This is a genomic window from Serratia sp. CY84636, from assembly GCF_052166245.1.
Classification (GTDB): Bacteria; Pseudomonadota; Gammaproteobacteria; order Enterobacterales; family Enterobacteriaceae; genus Serratia; species Serratia nevei.
Genome location: NZ_JBJNOX010000002.1, coordinates 993,649 through 1,014,725 on the forward strand (window position 1 = coordinate 993,649; position 21,077 = coordinate 1,014,725).

Consider the following 21,077-nt stretch of genomic DNA (forward strand, 5'->3'; position numbering starts at 1 on the left):
CGTTTCATCACGTTGTTTTTACACTAAAACCCCACCTGCTTCACATTTCTCATCCGACCTGCCGCGGTTCGGCGGCAAAACTTCTACTGTTAAAACGTCATTCCTAATAACAACGTCGATTTTTACCTCTGTACGCCAAGGAGTTGTTTCATGAAAAACATCAGGTCAGGACTTATCTGGCTGCTGGTGGCGTTGGTCGGCGCCTTCGCCTTCGCCATGCTGGCGCTCAGCCGCGGCGAACACGTCAACGCCGTCTGGCTGGTGGTCGCCGCCGTCGCCTGCTACAGCATCGCCTACCGCTTCTACAGCCGGTTCATTGCCGATAAGGTCTTTGAACTGGACGACCGCCGTCTGACCCCGGCAGAACGCCACAACGACGGCCTGGACTACGTGCCCACCAACAAATGGGTGCTGTTCGGCCACCACTTCGCCGCCATCGCCGGCGCCGGGCCGCTGGTGGGGCCGATTCTGGCCGCGCAGATGGGCTTCCTGCCGGGAACCATCTGGATCCTGGTCGGCGTTATGCTGGCCGGCGCGGTGCAGGATTTCCTGGTGCTGTTCATCTCCACACGCCGCGACGGACGTTCGCTGGGGGAAATGGCCAAGCAAGAGCTGGGCGCGTTCGCCGGGGTGATCACCATGCTCGGCGCGCTGGGGGTGATGATCATCATCCTGTCGGCGCTGGCGCTGGTGGTGGTAAAAGCCTTGGCCGACAGCCCGTGGGGGCTGTTCACCATCGCCGCCACCATCCCGATCGCCCTGTTCATGGGCATCTACATGCGTTTTATCCGGCCGGGCAAGATCGCTGAAATCTCGGTGATCGGCTTCGTGCTGATGCTGCTGGCGATTATTTACGGCGGCAACGTGGCGCAAGATCCTTACTGGGGGCCGTTCTTCACGCTGCACGGCACCACCCTGACCTGGGTGCTGGTGATCTACGGCTTCGTCGCTTCGGTGCTGCCGGTGTGGCTGCTGCTGGCGCCGCGCGACTACCTTTCCACCTTTATGAAAATCGGCGTCATCATCGGCCTGGCCATCGGCATCGTCTTCGCCATGCCGGAGATGAAAATGCCGGCGGTCTCGCGCTTCATCGACGGCAGCGGCCCGGTGTTCGCCGGCGCCCTGTTCCCGTTCCTGTTCATCACCATCGCCTGCGGCGCCATTTCCGGCTTCCACGCGCTGGTCTCCAGCGGCACCACGCCCAAGCTGGTGGAACGCGAAAGCCACATTCGCTTTATCGGTTACGGCGCCATGCTGATGGAGTCTTTCGTCGCCATCATGGCGTTGATCTGCGCCTCGGTGCTGGATCCGGGCGTTTACTTCGCCATGAACTCACCGGCGGCGCTGATCGGCACCACGGTGGAAAATGCTTCGCAGGTCATTAACAGCTGGGGCTTTATCGTCACGCCGGAAACGCTGGCGCTGATCGCCAAAGAGGTAGGTGAGAACTCCATCCTGTCGCGCGCCGGCGGTGCCCCAACCTTCGCCGTGGGCATGGCGCACATCATCAGCGAGGTGTTCAACAGTCGGGCGATGATGGCCTTCTGGTACCACTTCGCCATTCTGTTCGAAGCGCTGTTCATCCTGACCGCCGTCGACGCCGGTACCCGCGCCTGCCGCTTTATGGTGCAGGATCTGGTGGGCGTGGCGGTGCCGCAGCTGGCCAACAACCGTTCCTGGTTCGGCAATCTGGCGGGCACCACGGTGGCGGTAGCCGGCTGGGGCTTCTTCGTGTATCAAGGCGTGGTCGATCCGCTCGGCGGCATCAATACCCTGTGGCCGCTGTTCGGCATCGGCAACCAGATGCTGGCATCGATGGCGCTGATCCTCGGCACCGTGGTGCTGTTCAAGATGAAAAAACAGCGTTACGCCTGGGTTACCATCCTGCCGACCGCCTGGCTGTTCGTGACCTCCATGACCGCCGGCTGGCAGAAAATCTTCCACGAGAAACCGAGCATCGGTTTCCTGGCGCAGGCGAAGAAATTCTCCACCGGCATTGAGCAAGGCACGATCATTGCGCCGGCCAAATCGCTGAAAGACATGGAGACCATCGTGTTCAGCAACCAAATCAACGCCGCGCTGTGCGGGTTCTTTATGCTGGTGGCGGTAACCATGCTGATCGCCGCCTTCTTCGCGATCCGCCGGGCGCTGCGTGCCGAACAGCCGACGGCGCATGAGGTGAGCGCCGCGCTTAGGGAAGAAACCGGCCGCAGCTAAGCGTTTCAGTCATCCAGCAAGGGCGCCGCGGCGCCCTTTTTACTGGCCAGGCTTTAACCCAGCAGCGTGGAGCCGAAAGCCCCCTGCCAATCCTGCTCGAACTTCTCGACCGCGGCCTGCACCGCTGGCGCGCTGAGGAACTGCTCCGCCACATCCACCGGCAGCGTGATGGCCTGGCAGCCCGCCAGCAGGCATTCCAGCGCCTGGCGCGGCGTTTTAAAGCTGGCGGCCAGCACCTGCGCCGACGGCGCGTGCAGGCTCAGCAGCTGCTGCAGCTCGTGCACCATTTCGATACCGTCGCCGCCCTGCGCATCTACCCGATTGACGTAAGGCGCCACATATTCCGCCCCGGCCAAGGCCGCCAGCAGCCCCTGCCCGGCGCCGTATACCGCCGTGCCCAGCGTCGGAATGGACATCGTTTTAAGCTTCTTGATCGCTGCCAGCCCCTCGGCGGTTGCCGGGATCTTCACCACCAGCCCCGGTACGCGCTGGCTGAGCAGCGCCGCCTCCGCCACCATGCGCTCGGCATCGGCCGCCATCACCTGCGCGAACAGCTTGCCGGTGCCGCCGAGGGCGTCGCGCAGCGCAGGCAGCACTTCCCAGATCGGCTTGCCTTCCTTCGCCACGATGCTCGGGTTGGTGGTGACGCCGTGCAGCGGCAGAATGCGCGCCAGGCGTTTTACCGCAGTCACATCGGCGGTATCGAGATAAAGCTCCATCACGGACTCCTGTGTCATGTTCTGTGGGCGGATTCAAACTCTGATCATCATAGGGCAAAAACCCTGTCAACTTTTGACCAAAATCAATTCAACTTTCATTCGAAACATCTTTAATGGCGAAAGATTCAGCAACGCCAAACGGGTGACTCATGTTCTTCAATCTGCAGCGCTACTCGACCCATGATGGCCCCGGCATCCGCAGCGTGGTCTTTTTAAAAGGGTGCCCGCTGAGCTGCCACTGGTGTCAGAACCCGGAAAGCCGCTCGCGCCACGCGGATCTGCTGTTTGACGAGCGCCTGTGCCTGAGCGGCTGTACGCTGTGCACCGAGCGCTGCCCGCAAGGCCTGCTACGTGACGAGGGCGCACTGACGCTGCGGCGCGACGTCATCAGCAAAGACGACTATGCGGCGCTGGCCGCCGCCTGCCCGACCGGCGCGCTCAGCCTGTGCGGTAGCGCGGTCAACCCCGACGATATCATGGCCGAGGTGATGCGGGATAAGCCTTTCTACCTGCGCAGCGGCGGCGGTTTAACGCTGTCCGGCGGCGAACCCTTTATGCAGCCGGAAATCGCGGCGGAGCTGCTGCGGCGCGGCCGGGAAGCCGGCATCCACACCGCCGTCGAATCCTGTCTGCACGTTCCCTGGCGCTACATCGCCCCTTCGTTGCCCTGGCTGGATCTGCTGTTGGCCGATCTCAAACACACCGATGAAGCGCGCTTCAAAACCTGGACCGGCGGCTCCGCCCGTCGGGTGATGAACAATTTTCGCCGGCTGGCGGCGCACGGCGTGCCAATGACCGTGCGCGTGCCGCTGATCCCCGATTTCAACGCCGATCGCCACTCTGTTCGCGCGATTGTCGACTTCGCCGCCGACGAGATCGGCGTATCGGAGATCCATTTTCTGCCGTACCACACGCTGGGCATCAACAAGTATCACCTGCTCGGCGAGCCCTACCGCGCCGCCCGCACGCCGCTGGACGCGCCCGATCTGCTGGCCTTCGCCGAAGCGTACGCCGGCGCCAAAGGCCTGACCGCCATTTTGCGAGGATAACGCCATGACCATATTGGATTTGACCACCCTCAGCGCCCGTATTCAGGCGCATAAGAACGCGCTGATCCACATCGTCAAACCGCCGGTGTGCACCGAACGCGCGCAGCACTATACCGAAGCCTATCAACAGCATCAGGATCGGCCGCTGCCGGTGCGCCGTGCGCTGGCGCTGGCCAACCACCTGGCGAAGCGCAGTATCTGGATCGCCAACGACGAGCTGATCGTCGGCAACCAGGCCAGTGAGCTGCGCGCCGCGCCGATCTTCCCCGAATACACCGTCGGCTGGATAGAAAACGAGATCGACCAGTTGGCCGACCGGCCGGGCGCCGGCTTCTCGGTCAGCGAAGAGAACAAGGCGATTTTGCACCGTCTTTGCCCCTGGTGGCGCGGCCAAACGGTGCAGGATCGCTGCTACGGCATGTTTACCGACGAACAGAAGGCGCTGCTGGCCACCGGCATCATCAAGGCCGAGGGCAACATGACCTCCGGCGACGCCCACCTGGCGGTCAACTTCCCGCTGCTGCTGGCGCTAGGCCTCGACGGCCTGCGTGAAAAGGTGAACGCGCGCCGCAGCCGCCTGCACCTGACCGAATGGGAAGACCTGCACAAAGCGCAGTTTCTCAACGCCATCGACATCGTACTGGCGGCGCTGAGCGAGCACATCCTGCGCTTCGCTCGCCTGGCGCGCGACATGGCGCAACGCGAAACCCGCGACTGGCGGCGCACCGAGCTGCTGGCTATCGCAGACAACTGCGATCTGATCGCCCATCGCCCGCCGCGGACCTTCTGGCAGGCGCTGCAGCTGTGCTATTTCATCCAGCTGACGTTGCAGATCGAATCCAACGGCCATTCGGTTTCCTTTGGTCGTCTCGACCAATATCTCTATCCCTGGTATCGGCGCGACGTCGAGCTGGAGCAAAACCTGGCGCGGGAAGACGCCATCGAGCTGCTGCACAGCTGCTGGCTGAAGCTGCTGGAGGTCAACAAGATCCGCTCCGGCTCGCACTCCAAGGCCTCCGCCGGCAGCCCGCTGTACCAAAACGTCACCATCGGCGGCCAAAAACTGATCGACGGCCGGCCGTGCGACGCGGTCAACCCGCTGTCCTACGCCATTCTCGAATCCTGCGGCCGCCTGCGCTCCACCCAACCCAACCTCAGCGTACGTTACCACGCCGGAATGAGCGCCGACTTCCTCGACGCCTGCGTGCAGGTGATCCGCTGCGGCTTCGGCATGCCGGCGTTCAACAACGACGAAATCGTCATTCCCGAGTTCATCAAACTGGGGGTTGAGCCGCAGGACGCCTACGACTATGCCGCCATCGGCTGCATCGAGACCGCCGTCGGCGGCAAATGGGGCTATCGCTGCACCGGCATGAGCTTCATCAACTTCGCCCGCGTGCTGCTGGCGGCGCTGGAACAGGGCCGCGACGCCACCTCTGGGCAGATTTTCCTGCCGCAGGAACAGGCGCTATCCAAAGGGAACTTCGCCGATTTCGAGCAGGTGATGGCAGCGTGGGATCGGCAAATCCGTTACTACACGCGCAAGTCAATTGAGATCGAATGCGTGGTGGACAGCGTGCTGGAGGAGAACGCCCACGATATCCTCTGTTCCGCGCTGGTGGACGACTGCATCGAACGCGGCAAAAGCATCAAGCAAGGCGGCGCCAAGTACGACTGGGTTTCCGGCCTGCAGGTCGGCATCGCCAACCTCGGCAACAGCCTGGCGGCGGTGCGCAAACTGGTGTTCGAGCAAGGGACAATCGGCCAGCAGCAGTTGGCGGCGGCGCTGGCCGACGACTTCGCCGGGCTGGATGGCGAACAGCTGCGCCAGCGGCTGCTCAACGCCGCGCCCAAATACGGCAACGACGTGGACGACGTCGATCGGCTGCTGGTGCGCGCCTACCAAACCTACATCGAGGAACTGAAGCAGTATCGCAACACCCGCTTCAGCCGCGGGCCGATCGGCGGCGGCTACTACGCCGGTACGTCGTCTATCTCAGCCAACGTGCCCTTCGGCGCCGCCACCCTGGCGACCCCGGATGGCCGTAAGGCGCACCAGCCGCTGGCGGAAGGCGCCAGCCCGGCGTCCGGCACCGACCACCTGGGGCCGACGGCGGTGTTCAATTCGCTCGCCAAGCTACCGACCGAAGCGATCCTCGGCGGCGTGTTGCTCAACCAAAAGCTGAACCCGACGACGCTGGACAACCCACGCGATCGGGAAAAGCTGATGCTGATGTTGCGCACCTTCTTCGAGAGCTATCGCGGCTGGCATGTGCAGTACAACATCGTGTCGCGCGAAACGCTGCTGGCAGCGAAGCAACACCCTGACCAATATCGTGATTTAGTGGTTCGCGTAGCTGGCTATTCCGCCTTCTTTACCGCATTATCCCCTGAGGCGCAGGATGATATTATTGCGCGCACAGAACATACTCTTTAAACCTTTGACTCTTAGCGGCCGCACCTTGGCGGCCGCATCATCAGGCCGATATGAATTTACGACAACAGACCATATTGCAGTTGGTTAACGATCGCCGGCGGATCAGCGTCAATGAGCTGGCGCGCGCCTCGGGCGTCTCGGAAGTCACCATCCGGCAAGATCTCAACCTGCTGGAAAAGCGCAGCTACCTGAAGCGGGTACATGGCTCCGCCGTGGCGCTGGAGAGCGACGACGTCGACGCCCGCATGATGTCCAACTTCACTCTCAAGCAGCGGCTGGCGCAGTACGCCGCCGCGCAGGTCAACGACGGCGAGACGATCTTCATCGAGAGCGGCAGCGCCAACGCCCTGCTGGCGCGCTACATCGCCGAACGCAAGCGCATTACGCTGATCACCGTCAGCCACTACATCGCCAACCTGCTGAAAGAAACTGACTGCGACGTGATTGTGCTGGGCGGCATGTACCAGAAGAAAAGCGAGACCGTGGTCGGCCCACTCACGCGGCTGTGCATTCAGCAGGTGCATTTCAACAAGGCGTTTATCGGCATTGACGGCTTTCAGGCCGAAACCGGCTTTACCGGCCGCGACATGATGCGCGCCGACGTGGTCAGCGCGGTGCTGGCCAAGGGCGTGGAGAATATCGTGCTGACGGACTCCAGCAAATTCGGCCAGATCCAGCCCAACCCGCTGGCGCAGCCGGGCCAGATCAGCCGGGTGATCACCGATTCGCGTTTGGCGCTCGAGTATCAGCATCAGCTGAAACGCCAGGGCATACAGGTGGAGTTGGTCAACGACTAACGCGGGCCGCCATCATACCAAGCGCGCCGCGCGGGCCACGCCGCGCGCCTTTCCCCCTGCGCAGCGGGATTTTAAGACTATTTACCTGTTTATCCTTCCCGAGAAACCTATACTCAGTTTCGGCAACTTTTGGGCCGTAACTTGCTAATTATTCGGCTTTTAACAAAAAATGCCATTTTTATATCGATACTGTATGGGAACCAACGGCAGGCCTGATTTATGGTTAGCGCCTATACTTACAGGGCACTTCCATATAGCCAATGCTAAGGAGAAGTCATTATGATGATTATCAATAAACGTTTCGCTACCGCCGCTCTGGCACTGACTTTGGCTTTTTCACTCAGCGCCTGTTCCAACATGTCCAAACGCGATCGCAACACCGCAATCGGTGCCGGCGCCGGTGCAGTCGGCGGCGCCGTACTGACAGACGGCAGCGCGTTGGGCACGTTGGGCGGGGCTGCGGTGGGGGGCATCATCGGTCACCAGGTTGGCAAATAACCTGACCGAGAGTCCTCGGCCGACAGGCTGGCAAAAGCGCCTCGGCGCTTTGACGCATTAACCAAAATAACGATGATTTCAGGTCTGTTTTACTTTACGTCTAGAGTTCTTTTACCGTTAACGGGCTAACCCCCGGCAGCAACAACCTCAAGCCATGCCACGGCATTGCTCCGCGGCATGGCGATTCACCTTAACCGCCCGCCAGTTTGACCTGCATGCCTTTGGCTTCCAGCAGCTGCTTGAGCAGATCGCGTTTATCGCCCTGGATTTCGATGATCCCGTCTTTCACCGAACCGCCGCAGCCACATTTCTTTTTCAGCTCGGCCGCCAGTTTGTCGAGCGCAGCATCATCCAGATCGACGCCGGCGATCAGGCACACGCCCTTCCCCTTGCGGCCGCTGGTTTGACGCTGGATGCGCACGATGCCGTCACCCTTGGCGCGTTGCGGTTTAACCTCTTCCTGCTTGATACGGCCGGTGTCCGTGGAATACACCAGGCGGCTGTTATCGTCATTCATCGGCGGTTCCTCAGGCCAAAGAGGCGCGGATCGCGCGCAGCGTCGCGGCCGGATCGGCAGATTGGGTGATCGGACGCCCAATCACCATGTAGTCCACGCCGGCGGCCAGCGCCTGCACCGGCGTCATGATACGGCGCTGATCGCCCGCCGCGCTGCCTTCAGGGCGGATCCCCGGCGTAACCAGCTGGAATGCCTGCCCGCAGGCCGCCTTCAGCCGCTGCGCTTCGTGTGCCGAACACACCACGCCGTCCAGCCCACAGTCACGGGTCAGGCGCGCCAGGCGCTCGGCGTGTTCCGCCGGGCTGGCCTCGATGCCGATGCCGCGCAGGTCTTCCGCTTCCATGCTGGTGAGCACCGTCACGGCAATCAGCAGCGGCGCATCCGCCCCGAATGACGCCAGCGCTTCTTTAGCGGCGGTCATCATGCGCGCGCCGCCGCTGGCGTGGACGTTGACCATCCAAACGCCCAGCTCGGCCGCCGCCGCGACCGCATGCGCGGTGGTATTGGGAATATCGTGGAATTTCAGGTCGAGAAACACGTCGAAGCCGCGCCCATGCAGATCGCGCACCAGCTGCGGCCCAAACAACGTGAACATTTCTTTGCCCACTTTCAGCCGGCAGTCTTGCGGATCGATACGGTCGGCGAACGCCAGCGCAGCGTTCTTATCGGCGTAATCTAACGCCACAACGATTGGAGATGATTTTAAGTCATTGTTATTAGCGTTATTTTCAGACTTCATTTCTTCTACCTTCTCTAAAATAGACATAATCAGGGACTCACCCGCGAAACTGACCGCCGCATTCTACATGCCGGGGGCCAGAAATCCCAGCCGCAGCGCGCACCGGCGCTCTGTCATGTTACTTCTCACCTTTGTCATGGCGCGTCAACGAAAGCGCGTCAGCAATAAACCACGCAGCGTAAAACGCCGTAAAGATGCGTAAATTGTTAATCAGATATTTTGAATGACTTACTCAGCATTATCAGATTTTCAATTGGTACGGATGCTTTATTATTCACCACATCGGAAGCGAACGGCTTCCTTCCTTAATAAACAGACTGGAGTCACCTATGAAAACCATCAAATATTTTGCGGCCGCTGCCGCTATCGCACTGACCTCTTTCGCCACCTTCGCGGCTGAACCGATCAGCAGCCAGCAGGCCGATAGCCTGACCGCCACCGGCGTCGTTTCCGCAGGCCACGCGACCACCCTCAGCAGCCTGGAGAAAAAGCTGGCCGCTAAGGCCGACGCTCAGGGCGCCAGCAGCTACCGCATCATCTCCGCCGGTGGTAACAACATGCTGAGCGGCACCGCGATCATCTACAAATAATGTTTCCGGTACAGGGCCCGCTCACTCGGGCCCTGCCTCTGTTTCTCGCCTAAAAAACCCGCGTTTGCCTCGCCCTCATTTGTTACATAAATATTAAATTTTTATTACACACTAGACACCCGATCGCCAGTGGCTTAGCTTGAAGGCATCTTCCTGCAAAAAGGCTTTCAAAATGAGCGAGATATCGACACTTACCATTAAAATTCCTCTGGAACTCAAGGAAAAAATCCGCGCCGCCGCCGCTGAAAACGAATTTTCGTTGAGCGTGGAAGTGTGCCAGCGCCTGGAAAGCAGCTTCAGTGCGCCCGCCGCCAAGGCAGAAAAACCGGCCAAAAAGGCGGATGAGCTGCACCACGGCGAGATCGACAACCAAAGCACCGAAGAAGAAATAGAACAGCCGCTGAGCCAGAAAGAGCTGAAAAAACTCCGCCAGCTGTTGAAAACCGGCGCCAAAGGCGGCAAGAAAAAGTAAACGACGAACAGACGAGCATAAAAAAACGGGGCGATAAATCGCCCCGTTTTGTTTTGTCGCGCCGCCGCGTTATTGCCCGTCCAGGCCGCGGATCGGTTTAACCGATGACCAGGCGCGGCACGACGGGCAATGCCAATAGAGCGAGTGCGCGGTGAAGCCGCATTTGTGGCAGCGGTAACGCGGTTTGGTGCGAATTTGCTCGCCAACCATATCGCGCAACAGCAGCAGGCTCTCTTTCGCCCGGCCGTCTTCGGCGTCCGCCAGGTGATAATCCATCAGCCGGTAAAATACCCGCATGGTCGGATGGCGTTGCAGCTGGCGGTTGATATAGACCTGCACCACGTCGCGCCCTTCGTGCTGCTCGATGATCTCGGCCAGCATCAGATCGGCGGTGGCACCGGTGTTCTCTTCTACGCAGCGCTTCAGGAATTCAGCCCAGTTGTGCTGTTGTTCCGGCAGATGGGTGTAGCATTCCTGCAGCATCGGCAGCGTTTCGCTGACCAACTCTTTATCCTGGCTCAGTACGCGTTGCAGCGACTCGGCGGCTTTGGCGTAGTCGTTTTGCGCCATGTAGATGCGGCCGAACATGATGGACACGCGCGCACACTGTTTATCGGCTGCGTCCGCACGCTTGAGCAGGCTCATCGCCCGATCGAGATCGTCGCTGCCCATCGCCTGCAGCGCCAGTTCACAATAGAAGTGTGCGATCTCGACGCGTTGTTTCTCTTTACCCAGCTTGACCAACTTTTCCGCCACGTCGATCGCTTTTTGCCAATCGCTGGTGGCCTGATGGATCACCAGCAGTTGCTGCAGCGCCGATACGCGAAAATCCGCTTCGTCAGTCAACTGGCTGAACATGTCTTCCGCACGATCGTACAGCCCGGCCGCCATATAGTCGCGGCCCAGCTGCTGTACCGCCAGCAGACGCTGTTCGAAGGTCAGGGAGGCGCTTTCCATCAAGGCCTGATGGATGCGGATGGCGCGGTCGACTTCACCACGCGAACGGAACAGGTTACCCAGCGTCAGGTGGGCTTCAACGGTGTTGCTGTCCTCTTTCAACATGTCGAGGAACAGATCGACCGCCTTGTCCTGCTGGTTGGAAAGCAGAAAGTTCACCCCTGCCACGTATTCACGCGACAGGCGGTTGGCTTCTTGCTGTTTATCCTGCTGAGCGCTTCTGCGCCCCATGTACCAACCGTACGCGGCAGCCACGGGCAGCAACAGAAACAGCAGTTCTAACATAGAGGATTATTCCTTGCTGACAACGGGCTGAGCCGCCGGTTCAGCGGGCTGCTCAAGCTGCAGCTCCAGCCTTTTGATCTTGCGCTCGGCGCGGCCCAGCGCAATGCGCGTGCGCAGGTAGAACAGACCGCAAATGATCCAGCCAAGAACGAAACCGGCGCCAAACAGCGTGGCCAACAGGGTCGATACGCGATAATCGCCCTGCGCAACCAGATAGTTAAAATTGACCACCTGATCGTTATGCGCACCCAAGGTGACGGAAATCACGAAGATCACCAGAACCAACAAAAAAATCAGCAAATATTTCACATTCTTTCCCGCGATGCCGAGTGAATCGGATGAACGATGCCAAAACGTGGCGTCCCTAACCCTTAAGTTAGCATTTCCCGTTGCGGCAGGGAAACCCTGCGGCACGATAAAACCACATATCTGCTGGCATATTCGGCAGTAAACGGCCTTAGCGAACAAATTGATGAGAAAGCTTCTCAAAACGTCGAATTTATAAGGATATGGGGGCGGCCGGGCGGATTGCAATGGCGGGAAAATGTAAGCGGTTAATGCGGCGCCGATCCGACGCCGCCTTTTTGTGACACGGTCACGTCAGGACATGATTAACCCGCCGTCCACATTGATGGTCTGGCCGGTAATATAGTCGGCATCGTCCGAGGCAAGGAAAGCCACGAGGCCCGCCACGTCCTCGGGTTGACCGGCGCGCTTAAGGGGAATCCCCGCCACCCACTCGGCCATCAACTCTCCTTTGCCATAGGTTTTTTCCGGGTCACTGAGAATTTCGCCCCAAACGCGGTCGTTATATTCCCACATCTCGCTTTCAATGATGCCGGGGCAGAATGCATTGACGGTGATGCCATGCGGTGCCAGTTCCAGCGCTAAACTCTGCGTAATGCCGATCACGCCCATTTTGCTGGCGGCGTAATGCGGTGTGTAAATGAACCCGTTACGTCCCTGACCGGAAGAGGTGTTGATCAGCCGCCCCCGGCGTTGGTCGACCATATATTTGGCCGCCTCCCGGCAGCAGAGCCAGACCGCCGTGGTATTTACCGCCAACACTTTCTCAAAATCGCTTTTGGGCATCTGGTCAAAACGATCGATAGTGATCACCCCGGCATTTTGAATCGAAACGTCGATCGCGCCGAATCGCTCCCACGCCTGACGATAAAAATCAATCACCTGCGCTTCATCGGTCACGTCGAGGATAATCGGCAGAACCGCCACCCGATAACGCTGGCGCAGCGTTTCCGCCGTGGTCAGAATGCGTTCCGCATTCGATGCAATCACCAGATTGGCACCCAAACTGGCGAAACGTTCGGCGATACCCGCGCCAATGCCGCGGCATGCGCCGGTAATCACCACGGTTTTTCCCGTGAAATCACGATTCATGGTTGTTCTCCTGTCATCAATGCAGCCGCTTGCGGCCGCCACAAGGTGCGTTGTACCGCCTGCCGCCAGGCGCTGTAGTTTTCCTGCAGCTGCCGATGGCGCTGCATATCGGGTTTAAATTCATCATGTTGGGGCAACAATGCCACCAGTTGCCGATCGGAAGTCCCCCACAGGCTGCGCATCGCCATCAGCGCCGCCCCCAGCGCCGAGAGTTCCGCCGTGTTGCTGCGCCACACCGGGCAACCCAACAAATCGGCCTGAAACTGCATCAGCCAGTCATTGCGGCTCGGGCCGCCATCGGCCATTAACCCCTGCAGTACAAAGCCCGGCTGTTGCCGCAATACGTCGATCACATCGGCGATTTGATAAGCCACCGCTTCAAAAGCGGCCCGCACCACATGTTCCCGCCGCGTGCCGCGACTGAGCCCGCAGATCACGCCGCGCGCCTGTTCGTCCCACCAGGGCGCACCGGCCCCGGTCAAGGCCGGTACAAAATAAACGCCGCCGCTGTCGGACACGCGAACAGGCAGCTCACTTAACAGCGCCTCGTCCCCCGGCGGTATGGCGGTGATATCCAGCATCCAGGCAATGGCGTCGCCGGTGTGGGGAATATTGCCCTCCAGCGCATACTGCATACGCCCACCATCGTGCCAGGCGACGGTTGTTGCCAAAGCGCTCGTACCGCATAGCGCTTCGGCGATCGGCGCCATCACCGATGATCCGGTGCCATAGGTGGCCTTAGCCTGCCCTGCCTGGCCAAGCGCATGGCCGTACAGCGCCGCATGCGAGTCGCCCACCATCGCGCCAATCGGAATGCCGTCGGCAATGCCTTCCAATCCCAACGTCGTGCCGAACAGATGACTGGAAGGGTGGATCGTCGGTAGCGCCTGACGGGGAATGTTGAACAGCGCCAGCATCCGCTCGTCCCAATCGCCGGAAGCAAGGTTCAGTAGTTGAGTACGAGCGGCATTGGAGGTATCACAACCGAATGCCTGTCCTCCGCTCAACTGCCACAGCAGCCAGGCATCGATGGTACCAAGGCAGATCTCCCCGTTCTCCGCCATCCGTTGCCCCTCTTCGCAATGATCGAGCAACCAACGCATTTTCGACGCCGAGAACAGCGGTGAAAGCGGCAGACCGGTGGCGTGACGCACCACTTCGGCCTGCCGATCGTGCCGCAGCCGTTCACAAAAATCGGCAGCGCGCGCACATTGCCAGGTTAAGGCCGGCCCGATCGGCTGGCCGTCGGAACGTCGCCAACCGATGGCAGTTTCACGCTGGTTGCTGATGGCGATACCGGCAATACGGGATGCCCCGGCCAACGCAATCGCTTCCCGCAGCACCGCCAGAGAGGCTTCCAGTAAGGCCTCGCCCCGCTGTTCCACCCAACCGGGCTGCGGCGTCTGCAGCGTCAGCGGCCTGCTGGCCCTGGCAACGATCGCCCCCTGAACATCCACCACCACGGCCTTGGCGTTGCTGGTGCCCTCGTCCAACGCGACAATGCAATCCGCTTTAACCATGGCTCACCTCAGCCAGCGGCTGCACCGCTTTTTTTTCCTGGCGCTGCATCAGAATGACCTTGCTTTGCAAACGCTGCTGGAACTGATCGATCACCACGGCGGTGACGATCACCAACCCTTTAATCACCATTTGCCAGAACTCGCTGACGCCCATCATCACCAAGCCGTCCGCCAGAAAAACGATCACAAAAGCACCGATGATCGAACCGAATACCCTGCCGCGGCCACCGCTCAGCGCCGTACCGCCCAGTACCGTCGCGCCGATGGCGTCCATCTCGAACATATTGCCGGTCATCGGGTGCGCGGTTTGCAATTGTGAAGCGATAACCAGCCCCACCAGCGCCGCGCACAGCCCGGAAAAGGCATAGACGAACATTTTCACTTTGACGATCGGCACCCCCGACAGCCGCGCTGCCGGCTCATTGCCGCCAATCGCATAGATATAGCGCCCCAGCGGCGTTTTCTTGGTGAGATAGATCCCCAACAACACGATGGCCAACATCAGCCAAATCGGATTGTAAATGCCCAGAAAGGTGCCAGATCCCAAGGCCGCGAAACCGGTGTTATCCAGCGCTTCCATGCCCACCAGATTGGGATAGGTTTTGCCGTCCGCCGTCAGCAACGCCGCCCCACGCGCCACGTACATTGCGCCCAGGGTGCAGATGAACGGCGCAACGCCGAGCCGCGTAATCAGCGTGCCGTTGACCAACCCCAACAATACGCCCAACAGCGCCACCGCACCGATCACTTCGAAAACGTTGAGAAACAGCCGGTTGCCGTCCCACAGCGGGATACCGACGGTCAACAGCGCACCGGCGATCATCCCGCACAAGCCCGCCACCGCGCCGACCGACAAATCGATGCCGCCGGTGAGGATCACCAGCGTCATGCCAACCGCCAGCAACCCGGTAATCGCCACGTGCTGCGTCATGATCAGCAGATTGGAGACGGTCAGAAAATTCGGCACCATGCTGCTGAAAAACAGCACCACCAACAACAGGGCGATGAAGGTGCGCGCCTGCAGCAAATACATATACAACCGATATTTGGTTTGCATTGCCTTATCCTTATGCATGTGGGGTTGAGGCGCGGATCAGCGTTTCGCGATCGGCCCGTTCGCGCGGCAGATCGGCCGTCAGCTTCCCGTCCGCCATCACCATCACCCGGTCGGCCAGTGAGACCACCTCATCCAGCTCCGACGAAGAGAACATCACCGCCAGCCCCTGGCGTGCCATAGCGCCAATCAGGTGATAAACGTCCGTTTTGGCGCCGACGTCGATTCCGCGCGTCGGCTCATCGAGAAACACCACCTGCGGCCCGGTCAGCAGCGCCTTGCCCAACACCACTTTCTGCTGATTGCCGCCGCTGAGGCTGGTGATTGGCAGCTCCCGGTCGCTCACCTTGATCGCCAGTTTTTCGATCATGCCATCGACCAGCGCGCACTCCCCAGCCGCCGCCAACGGCCGCAGTGCATTGCGCCCCAGGCTGGCCAGGGTCATGTTGGCCTTGATCGACATCATCTGCACCAACCCCTCCGCCTGCCGGTCTTCCGGCACCAGCGCCATGCCCAACGCCATGCGTTGACGAAACCCCAACCGCTCCACGCTTTCGCCGTTGAGCAGAATGCGGCCGGCGGTCTGGCGCATCACGCCGTTGATCACCTTGAACAGTTCGGTGCGGCCGGCGCCCAACAGGCCATAAATGCCGATCACTTCCCCTTTGCGCAGTGAAAAACTGACGTCGTCGAGGCAATAGCCGCCGCTTTCACGCGGCAGCGTCAACCGCTCGACCTTCAGCACTTCATCCCCTTGCTCTGCCGCGCAATAATCAAAGTGTTTGCTCTTTTCCCCGACCATTTTTTCGATGATCCACGGGATACTGACGTTGCAGACCGGCTCGGCGGCAACAAAACGCCCATCGCGGAACACCGTGATGCGATCGCCAATCTCCATCAGCTCTTCCAGACGGTGAGAAATGTAGATGATGGTGACGCCGCGTTTTTTCAGATCGGCGATCACCCGAAACAGCGTGCGCACCTCAGCCTGGCTCAGCGCCGATGTTGGTTCATCCATGATCAGCACCCGGGTGTCCTTCGCCAACGCGCGAGCAATTTCAACCAGCTGCTGATGGCCGATACCGAGGCTGCCCAACGGCGTATGCGGATCGATGTCCAACTCCAGTCGCTGCAGCAAGGCTTTGGCCAGCTGATATTGATAGTCCACATTGATGCGGCCACGCTGGAAGAACTCGTTGGCCATAAAAATGTTGTCCATCACCGACAGGTTGGGGAACAGATTCAGCTCCTGGAAAATAATGCTGATCCCGAGCCGCTCCGCCTTCTGCGTGGAGGTTAACGTCACCGCTTTTCCCTCCAGCTCGATGGTGCCGGAGGACGGGGTTTCCACCCCCGCCAGCAGCTTCATCATGGTCGATTTGCCGGCGCCGTTTTCACCGATCAGTACGTTGACCTGATTGCGAAACACTTGATAACTCACGCTATCCAATGCCGTGACGCCGGGATAGAGACGCGAAACGTTGCGCGTTTGAATAATGACCGGTTCGCTCATCACGCCCCCTTAAGGTTGAATGCGTACCGGCGTGATCAACAGCGGCTCGACAGGTGCCTGCCAGCTGCTGAATACGCCATACACGATAATGTGGTCACCCACCTTGGGTTGGGATCCGGCCAGTTCGTCGATCGAAGCCTGATTAATCGCCCTGGCGAAATCACCGAACAACGCTTGGTCATTGAAATCGCTGTAGCTCAGGCCGCGATAGCTGTCGCGCAACGCCGTACCGCGATAAACCGGCCCTATCTGCACCTCCACGCTGCTGAGCGGCGCATCGGTCAGTTTGAGCGTTAATTTTCCGCTGCGCGACCGGGTGTTGACCGCCGCGACTTCACCGCTGACCTTAACGTTGAAATAACAAGGAAACTCCGGTTGAGCGCGGTACCCCAGCAGACCACAGGCGCTGTCAAAATCCTTGGCCTGGGCGATCCGGGCGATCAGCTCGCCCAGCTGCTGCGCCGTTTTGATCGCTTGCGGGGCGATTTGGCTGCGGTAAATCTCCGCCGCCTGCGCCACATGCGGATTCACCGGGGAGCGAAGCTCCGCCAGCTTTTTCTCCGAGACGATACGGCAACCGCTCAACGTCAGGACGACGGTGACGGCCAGCGCAATGCGCATCGACATAACAACACCTCCGATCGCACCCCGCCGCCGGGACGGGGTGATGAAAGACACCGCTCAGCGCGGATTACGGTTTGAAGTTGAAGTCACTGACCCGTTGCGCATTGTCTTTGCCGATCAGGATGCCGCGGAACATCACGCGCTCCTTGCCGGTATAGCTGCCGGATTGGAAATAGCCGTCGAGGATTTCAACGCCCTGCGCGGCGATCGCCTGCGCCTGCAACATCACGCTGGCATAGAGGCTACCGTTGAGAATGGCGTCGCGTTCATCGTTGCTGCCGTCGATGCCCACCACGGTGACATCCTGCCGGCCGGCGGCCTTCAGCGCCGCCACTGCCCCCAGCGCCACCGGGCCGTTGCCGCAGATCACGCCTTTGATGTCCGGATGCGCCTGCAGAATGCTGTCCATGATGCGTTTTCCCTCCAGCAGATTGCCCTTGGCATCCTGACGCGCCACGCTGACCATCTCAGGATATTGGTCGATCACGTTGTGGAACGACTGCGAGCGCGTGACGCAGTTATTATCCGCCAGGTTGCAGGTCAGCTCGGCGTATTTGCCGGTTTCTCCCATTTTTTCTACAAACTGGTTGGCGACGTCCGAGCCGGCCTGGAAGTTGTTATGGGTGATCTGCGCCAACGCTACGCCATCGACCGGGATCTCGCGGTTGATCAGTACCACCGGAATACCGGCGTTTTTCGCCTGCTGCACGGCGGCGACGCTGGCCTGGGAATCGGCGTTATCCAAAATGATACCCTGTACTTTGCGGCCGATAACCAGGCTGATCAGCTCCCCCTGGCGCTTAACGTCTTCGCCGTGCGACAACACCAGCGTCTGGTAACCGAGGGACTTGGCCTTGGTCTCGGCCCCCTTGGCCTCTGCGGAGTAATAAGGGTTATCCAGCGAATTGACGAGAATGGCGATCGTGCCCTTTTCCGCCGCCATGGCAGAGGTGCAGGCAAAACCGGTGAGCAGGGTAAGGTAAGTGGCTATTTTTCTCATGATGGTGTTCTCTTATCGTTGTGTTGAACATCGTCTGGTGTTGGCGATCGCTGCGGTTGCCGCTTACCAAATGGTAAAACCGCCGTCGATCATCAGGTCCGCGCCGGTAATCATGTCGCTGCCATTGCTGGCAAAAAACAGGATCGCCGCCGCAATTTCGTCGGTATAAGCAAAACGTCCCAGCGGGATCAGTTTTTTCATCGCCTCGCCCTTCTCGCCGCGCCAGGCTTTCTCTCCCATAGGCGTCAGCACCACGGTGGGCGATAACGTGTTGACCGTAATGCCGTGCGGCGCCCATTCTTTGGCCATCACCTTGGTCATGCCCAGCAGCCCTGCCTTGGCGGAGGTGTAAGCGCAGTGATCGTCAATGGCGATGGAGGCCGCCTGTGATGCGATGTTGATTATTTTCCCGCCGTGGCCGGCGGTTATCGCACGGCGCGCCAGTTCCTGCGAGCACAGGAAGGGCCCGGTGAGATTGACCGCCAGATGGCGCTGCCACTCCTCGAGCGTGACCTCCGTCGCCGGCTGCAAATTGACGTAGCCCGCGCAGTTGACCAGGATATCGAGCCGACCAAAGCGAGATTGAGCCGCGTTGAAGGCGGCAGCCACCGAGTCGGAATCGGTCACGTCACATACCTGGCAGAACACCTGTTCTTCCCCCAACTCTCGCAGCGCCGCCGCGGCCTTGTCCTGTTCAAAGGCTGGATACATCAATACCAGGCGCGCGCCCTTTTCCAACAGCAGGCGATTGGCTGCCATCGCGATGCCGCCCAGACCGCCGGTGATCACGGCAACCTTCCCTGCCAGCGACATCCGGCTATCGACACCGTAGCGTAAATTGACGTCGTATTCGTTCCGATCCATCGCATTCCCCCTATTGCGTTAACTGAGCCTGCAATCCTGCGGCGTCGATGGCATATTGACGCCGCAGCGCCGCCCGGCTGCTGCTGTGAGTAAATTCGTAAGCCGGCACGCCCAGTGCGGTAAACGGCCGCGACAGCTGATACCGCAGCAACAGTTCACCGATGATGGTACCCAGGCCGCCGCTGAGGGCGTGCTCCTCCATGGTCAGCACCCGACGGTGCGAACGCATCAACGCCACTACCGCCGCCTCGTTGAGTGGCCAGAGCGAAGGCAACGAGACGATGGTCGGATTTTCGCCCAACGCCAGTACCTTCATTGCCTCATGAGCCACCGTCCCCAGACAAAACACCAGATTGTCAGAGCCCTGATGCAACACCTCCGGCTCTCCGGGGCGGAAGTGATAGCTCGCGTTCAGCACCGGCAGCTTGTCGCTGTCCATGCGGATATAGGCCGGGCCGGGTTGCGCGATGACATGGCGGACAATCTCTGCCGCTTGCCGCGCATCCGCCGGCGCATAGACGCTGAGATTGCCCAGCGTACGGGCGATGGCGATATCGTTCATGCAATGGTGCGTCGCCCCCAGCGGCCCATAGCCGAACCCGGCATTCAGGCCGAGCATTTTCACGTTGGTTTCCGTGTAGCAAACATCGTTTTTCATCTGTTCGTTAGAACGGGCAAACAGAAAAGGCGCGGCATTGGCGGTAAAGACCGTACGGCCACTGAGCGCCATGCCGGCGGCCATGCCCACCATGTTCTGTTCGGCAATTCCGACGTTCACCACCCGCTCTGGATAAGCCTGCTCGAAAGGTGCAATTTTCGACGTGGACGTGGAGTCCGCGACCATCACGCTCAGATCTGCACCCGCCAGCTGCTCTTCGATCAACGCCGTCACCACGGCATCGCGTAAATCCTGCATGTTCACCCCTCCAGTTCCGCCAGCGCCTGCGCCAGCTGTTGTTCGTCCGGTACCGCGTGATGCCAGGCGGCAACGTTAGCCATAAACGACACGCCGTGACCCTTTTCGGTATTGGCTAAAATCACCCGCGGCTTGTCCTGGCTCGGGCGTTGGATCGCCGCTACCAGCGCCGCCGGATCGTGCCCGTCGCACTCCAGGGTTTCGAAACCGAAAGCGCGCCATTTTTCCGCCAGCGGTTCCAGCGGCATGATGGCCTCTGTCTTACCCGCCAACTGCAGCCGGTTGCGATCGACGATGGCAATCAGGTTATCCAGCTTGAATTTGCTAGCCGCCATTGCCGCCTCCCAGTTGGATCCCTCCGCCAGCTCACCGTCGCCCAGCAGCACAAAAGCGCGGCGATGTGCGCGCCCGGCCAATTTGTTGCCCAGCGCCAGCCCCACGGCGATCGGTAGGCCATGCCCTAAACCGCCGGAGTTAATCTCTACCAGTTCCGGCAGTTTCTGTCGCACCGGATGCCCGGCCAGCAAGGTGTCGTCGCCCATGAACTGATCGAGCACCGCGGGATCAAGCAGGCCCATCGCCGCACAGCTGCAGTAAAAACCGCCGGCGCCGTGCCCTTTAGACAAAATAAACCGATCCTGATCGGGCCGGACATTGCTGCGATCCATCACCGCCATATACAAGGTGCAGATGATGTCGATTTCCGATAGGTCGGCGCCGGTATGGCCCTTGCCTGCCTTATGGTTCATGGTCACCACATATCGGCGCGCCTGGCGCGCCGTGTTTTTAATCGCCTGGAAGTCCATCGTCACCTCTGCTTAAGCGCCTTGATTATCGTTATCGCATCGAAACCGATCCGCTAACTCGCCTTTGATTTTCGAATGGAAATCATATGCAGCAAAAACGATAAT

21 protein-coding genes are annotated in these 21,077 nt (G+C 60.0%); 7 read left to right on the forward strand and 14 right to left on the reverse strand.

Annotated features, from left to right (window positions below):
- The first annotated feature begins 150 nt into the window (after window positions 1-150).
- Complete coding sequence (locus ACJ8QI_RS09205) at window positions 151-2,217, forward strand: carbon starvation CstA family protein (protein ID WP_047730578.1); 2,067 nt, start codon at window positions 151-153, stop codon at window positions 2,215-2,217.
- Between the two features lie 53 nt (window positions 2,218-2,270).
- On the opposite strand, the gene fsa is transcribed toward ACJ8QI_RS09205, so the two are convergent.
- Entirely contained in the window at window positions 2,271-2,936 is a 666-nt protein-coding gene (gene fsa / locus ACJ8QI_RS09210) for a fructose-6-phosphate aldolase (RefSeq protein WP_016927538.1), read from the reverse strand.
- Between the two features lie 149 nt (window positions 2,937-3,085).
- On the opposite strand from fsa, the gene ACJ8QI_RS09215 reads away from it, so the two are divergent.
- The 4 genes from ACJ8QI_RS09215 (at window position 3,086) to osmB (ending at window position 7,717) form a co-directional block, all read left to right on the forward strand.
- Window positions 3,086-3,985: a glycyl-radical enzyme activating protein gene (locus ACJ8QI_RS09215; RefSeq protein WP_442532411.1), complete on the forward strand. Its 900-nt coding sequence runs from the start codon at window positions 3,086-3,088 to the stop codon at window positions 3,983-3,985.
- A 4-nt stretch (window positions 3,986-3,989) separates the two neighbouring features.
- Window positions 3,990-6,422 carry a formate C-acetyltransferase/glycerol dehydratase family glycyl radical enzyme gene (locus ACJ8QI_RS09220; protein WP_442532412.1) on the forward strand — a complete coding sequence of 811 codons (2,433 nt, stop codon included), beginning with the start codon at window positions 3,990-3,992 and terminating at the stop codon, window positions 6,420-6,422.
- A 50-nt stretch (window positions 6,423-6,472) separates the two neighbouring features.
- A complete protein-coding gene (locus tag ACJ8QI_RS09225) occupies window positions 6,473-7,219 on the forward strand; it encodes a DeoR/GlpR family DNA-binding transcription regulator (RefSeq protein WP_038876236.1) in 747 nt (248 codons plus the stop codon).
- 279 nt (window positions 7,220-7,498) lie between these two features.
- Window positions 7,499-7,717, forward strand: coding sequence for an osmotically-inducible lipoprotein OsmB (osmB, locus tag ACJ8QI_RS09230; RefSeq protein WP_004945176.1), 219 nt, complete (start codon window positions 7,499-7,501; stop codon window positions 7,715-7,717).
- A gap of 190 nt (window positions 7,718-7,907) precedes the next feature.
- Here the strand turns inward: osmB and yciH are convergent, their stop codons facing one another.
- Window positions 7,908-8,234: a stress response translation initiation inhibitor YciH gene (gene yciH, locus ACJ8QI_RS09235; protein ID WP_442532413.1), complete on the reverse strand. Its 327-nt coding sequence runs from the start codon at window positions 8,232-8,234 to the stop codon at window positions 7,908-7,910.
- Between the two features lie 10 nt (window positions 8,235-8,244).
- Window positions 8,245-8,973, reverse strand: a complete 729-nt coding sequence (gene pyrF / locus ACJ8QI_RS09240; protein WP_442532414.1) for an orotidine-5'-phosphate decarboxylase — start codon at window positions 8,971-8,973, stop codon at window positions 8,245-8,247.
- Window positions 8,974-9,302: 329 nt separating this feature from the next.
- On the opposite strand from pyrF, the gene bhsA reads away from it, so the two are divergent.
- Entirely contained in the window at window positions 9,303-9,563 is a 261-nt protein-coding gene (bhsA, locus tag ACJ8QI_RS09245; RefSeq protein ID WP_141968508.1) for a multiple stress resistance protein BhsA, read from the forward strand.
- Window positions 9,564-9,735: 172 nt separating this feature from the next.
- Window positions 9,736-10,035, forward strand: coding sequence for an Arc family DNA-binding protein (locus tag ACJ8QI_RS09250; protein ID WP_038876228.1), 300 nt, complete (start codon window positions 9,736-9,738; stop codon window positions 10,033-10,035).
- 69 nt (window positions 10,036-10,104) lie between these two features.
- On the opposite strand, the gene lapB is transcribed toward ACJ8QI_RS09250, so the two are convergent.
- From lapB to ACJ8QI_RS09305, 11 genes are all read right to left on the reverse strand, one after another.
- Entirely contained in the window at window positions 10,105-11,277 is a 1,173-nt protein-coding gene (lapB, locus tag ACJ8QI_RS09255) for a lipopolysaccharide assembly protein LapB (protein WP_025303023.1), read from the reverse strand.
- Between the two features lie 6 nt (window positions 11,278-11,283).
- Entirely contained in the window at window positions 11,284-11,586 is a 303-nt protein-coding gene (locus ACJ8QI_RS09260; RefSeq protein WP_004930650.1) for a LapA family protein, read from the reverse strand.
- Window positions 11,587-11,877: 291 nt separating this feature from the next.
- A complete protein-coding gene (locus ACJ8QI_RS09265) occupies window positions 11,878-12,675 on the reverse strand; it encodes an SDR family oxidoreductase (RefSeq protein WP_442532415.1) in 798 nt (265 codons plus the stop codon).
- The gene (locus tag ACJ8QI_RS09270; RefSeq protein ID WP_060439826.1) at window positions 12,672-14,195 is read right to left on the reverse strand and encodes an FGGY family carbohydrate kinase; all 1,524 of its coding nucleotides are present in this window, start codon (window positions 14,193-14,195) and stop codon (window positions 12,672-12,674) included. Before ACJ8QI_RS09270 ends, ACJ8QI_RS09265 begins: the two co-directional genes overlap by 4 nt.
- Window positions 14,188-15,252, reverse strand: coding sequence for an ABC transporter permease (locus ACJ8QI_RS09275; RefSeq protein ID WP_336842159.1), 1,065 nt, complete (start codon window positions 15,250-15,252; stop codon window positions 14,188-14,190). The genes ACJ8QI_RS09270 and ACJ8QI_RS09275 overlap by 8 nt, the downstream gene beginning before the upstream one ends.
- A 10-nt stretch (window positions 15,253-15,262) precedes the next feature.
- Window positions 15,263-16,762, reverse strand: coding sequence for a sugar ABC transporter ATP-binding protein (locus tag ACJ8QI_RS09280; protein WP_060423741.1), 1,500 nt, complete (start codon window positions 16,760-16,762; stop codon window positions 15,263-15,265).
- A 9-nt stretch (window positions 16,763-16,771) separates the two neighbouring features.
- Entirely contained in the window at window positions 16,772-17,389 is a 618-nt protein-coding gene (locus ACJ8QI_RS09285; RefSeq protein WP_336842160.1) for a DUF2291 family protein, read from the reverse strand.
- A gap of 64 nt (window positions 17,390-17,453) precedes the next feature.
- Window positions 17,454-18,386 (reverse strand): D-ribose ABC transporter substrate-binding protein, encoded by a 933-nt coding sequence (locus ACJ8QI_RS09290; protein WP_049195436.1) that lies wholly within the window; start codon window positions 18,384-18,386, stop codon window positions 17,454-17,456.
- Between the two features lie 63 nt (window positions 18,387-18,449).
- Window positions 18,450-19,250: a GolD/DthD family dehydrogenase gene (locus tag ACJ8QI_RS09295; RefSeq protein WP_197767361.1), complete on the reverse strand. Its 801-nt coding sequence runs from the start codon at window positions 19,248-19,250 to the stop codon at window positions 18,450-18,452.
- A 10-nt stretch (window positions 19,251-19,260) separates the two neighbouring features.
- Window positions 19,261-20,166 carry a transketolase family protein gene (locus ACJ8QI_RS09300; RefSeq protein ID WP_049200073.1) on the reverse strand — a complete coding sequence of 302 codons (906 nt, stop codon included), beginning with the start codon at window positions 20,164-20,166 and terminating at the stop codon, window positions 19,261-19,263.
- 2 nt (window positions 20,167-20,168) lie between these two features.
- Window positions 20,169-20,972, reverse strand: a complete 804-nt coding sequence (locus ACJ8QI_RS09305) for a transketolase (protein WP_049200074.1) — start codon at window positions 20,970-20,972, stop codon at window positions 20,169-20,171.
- Window positions 20,973-21,077: the final 105 nt, after the last annotated feature.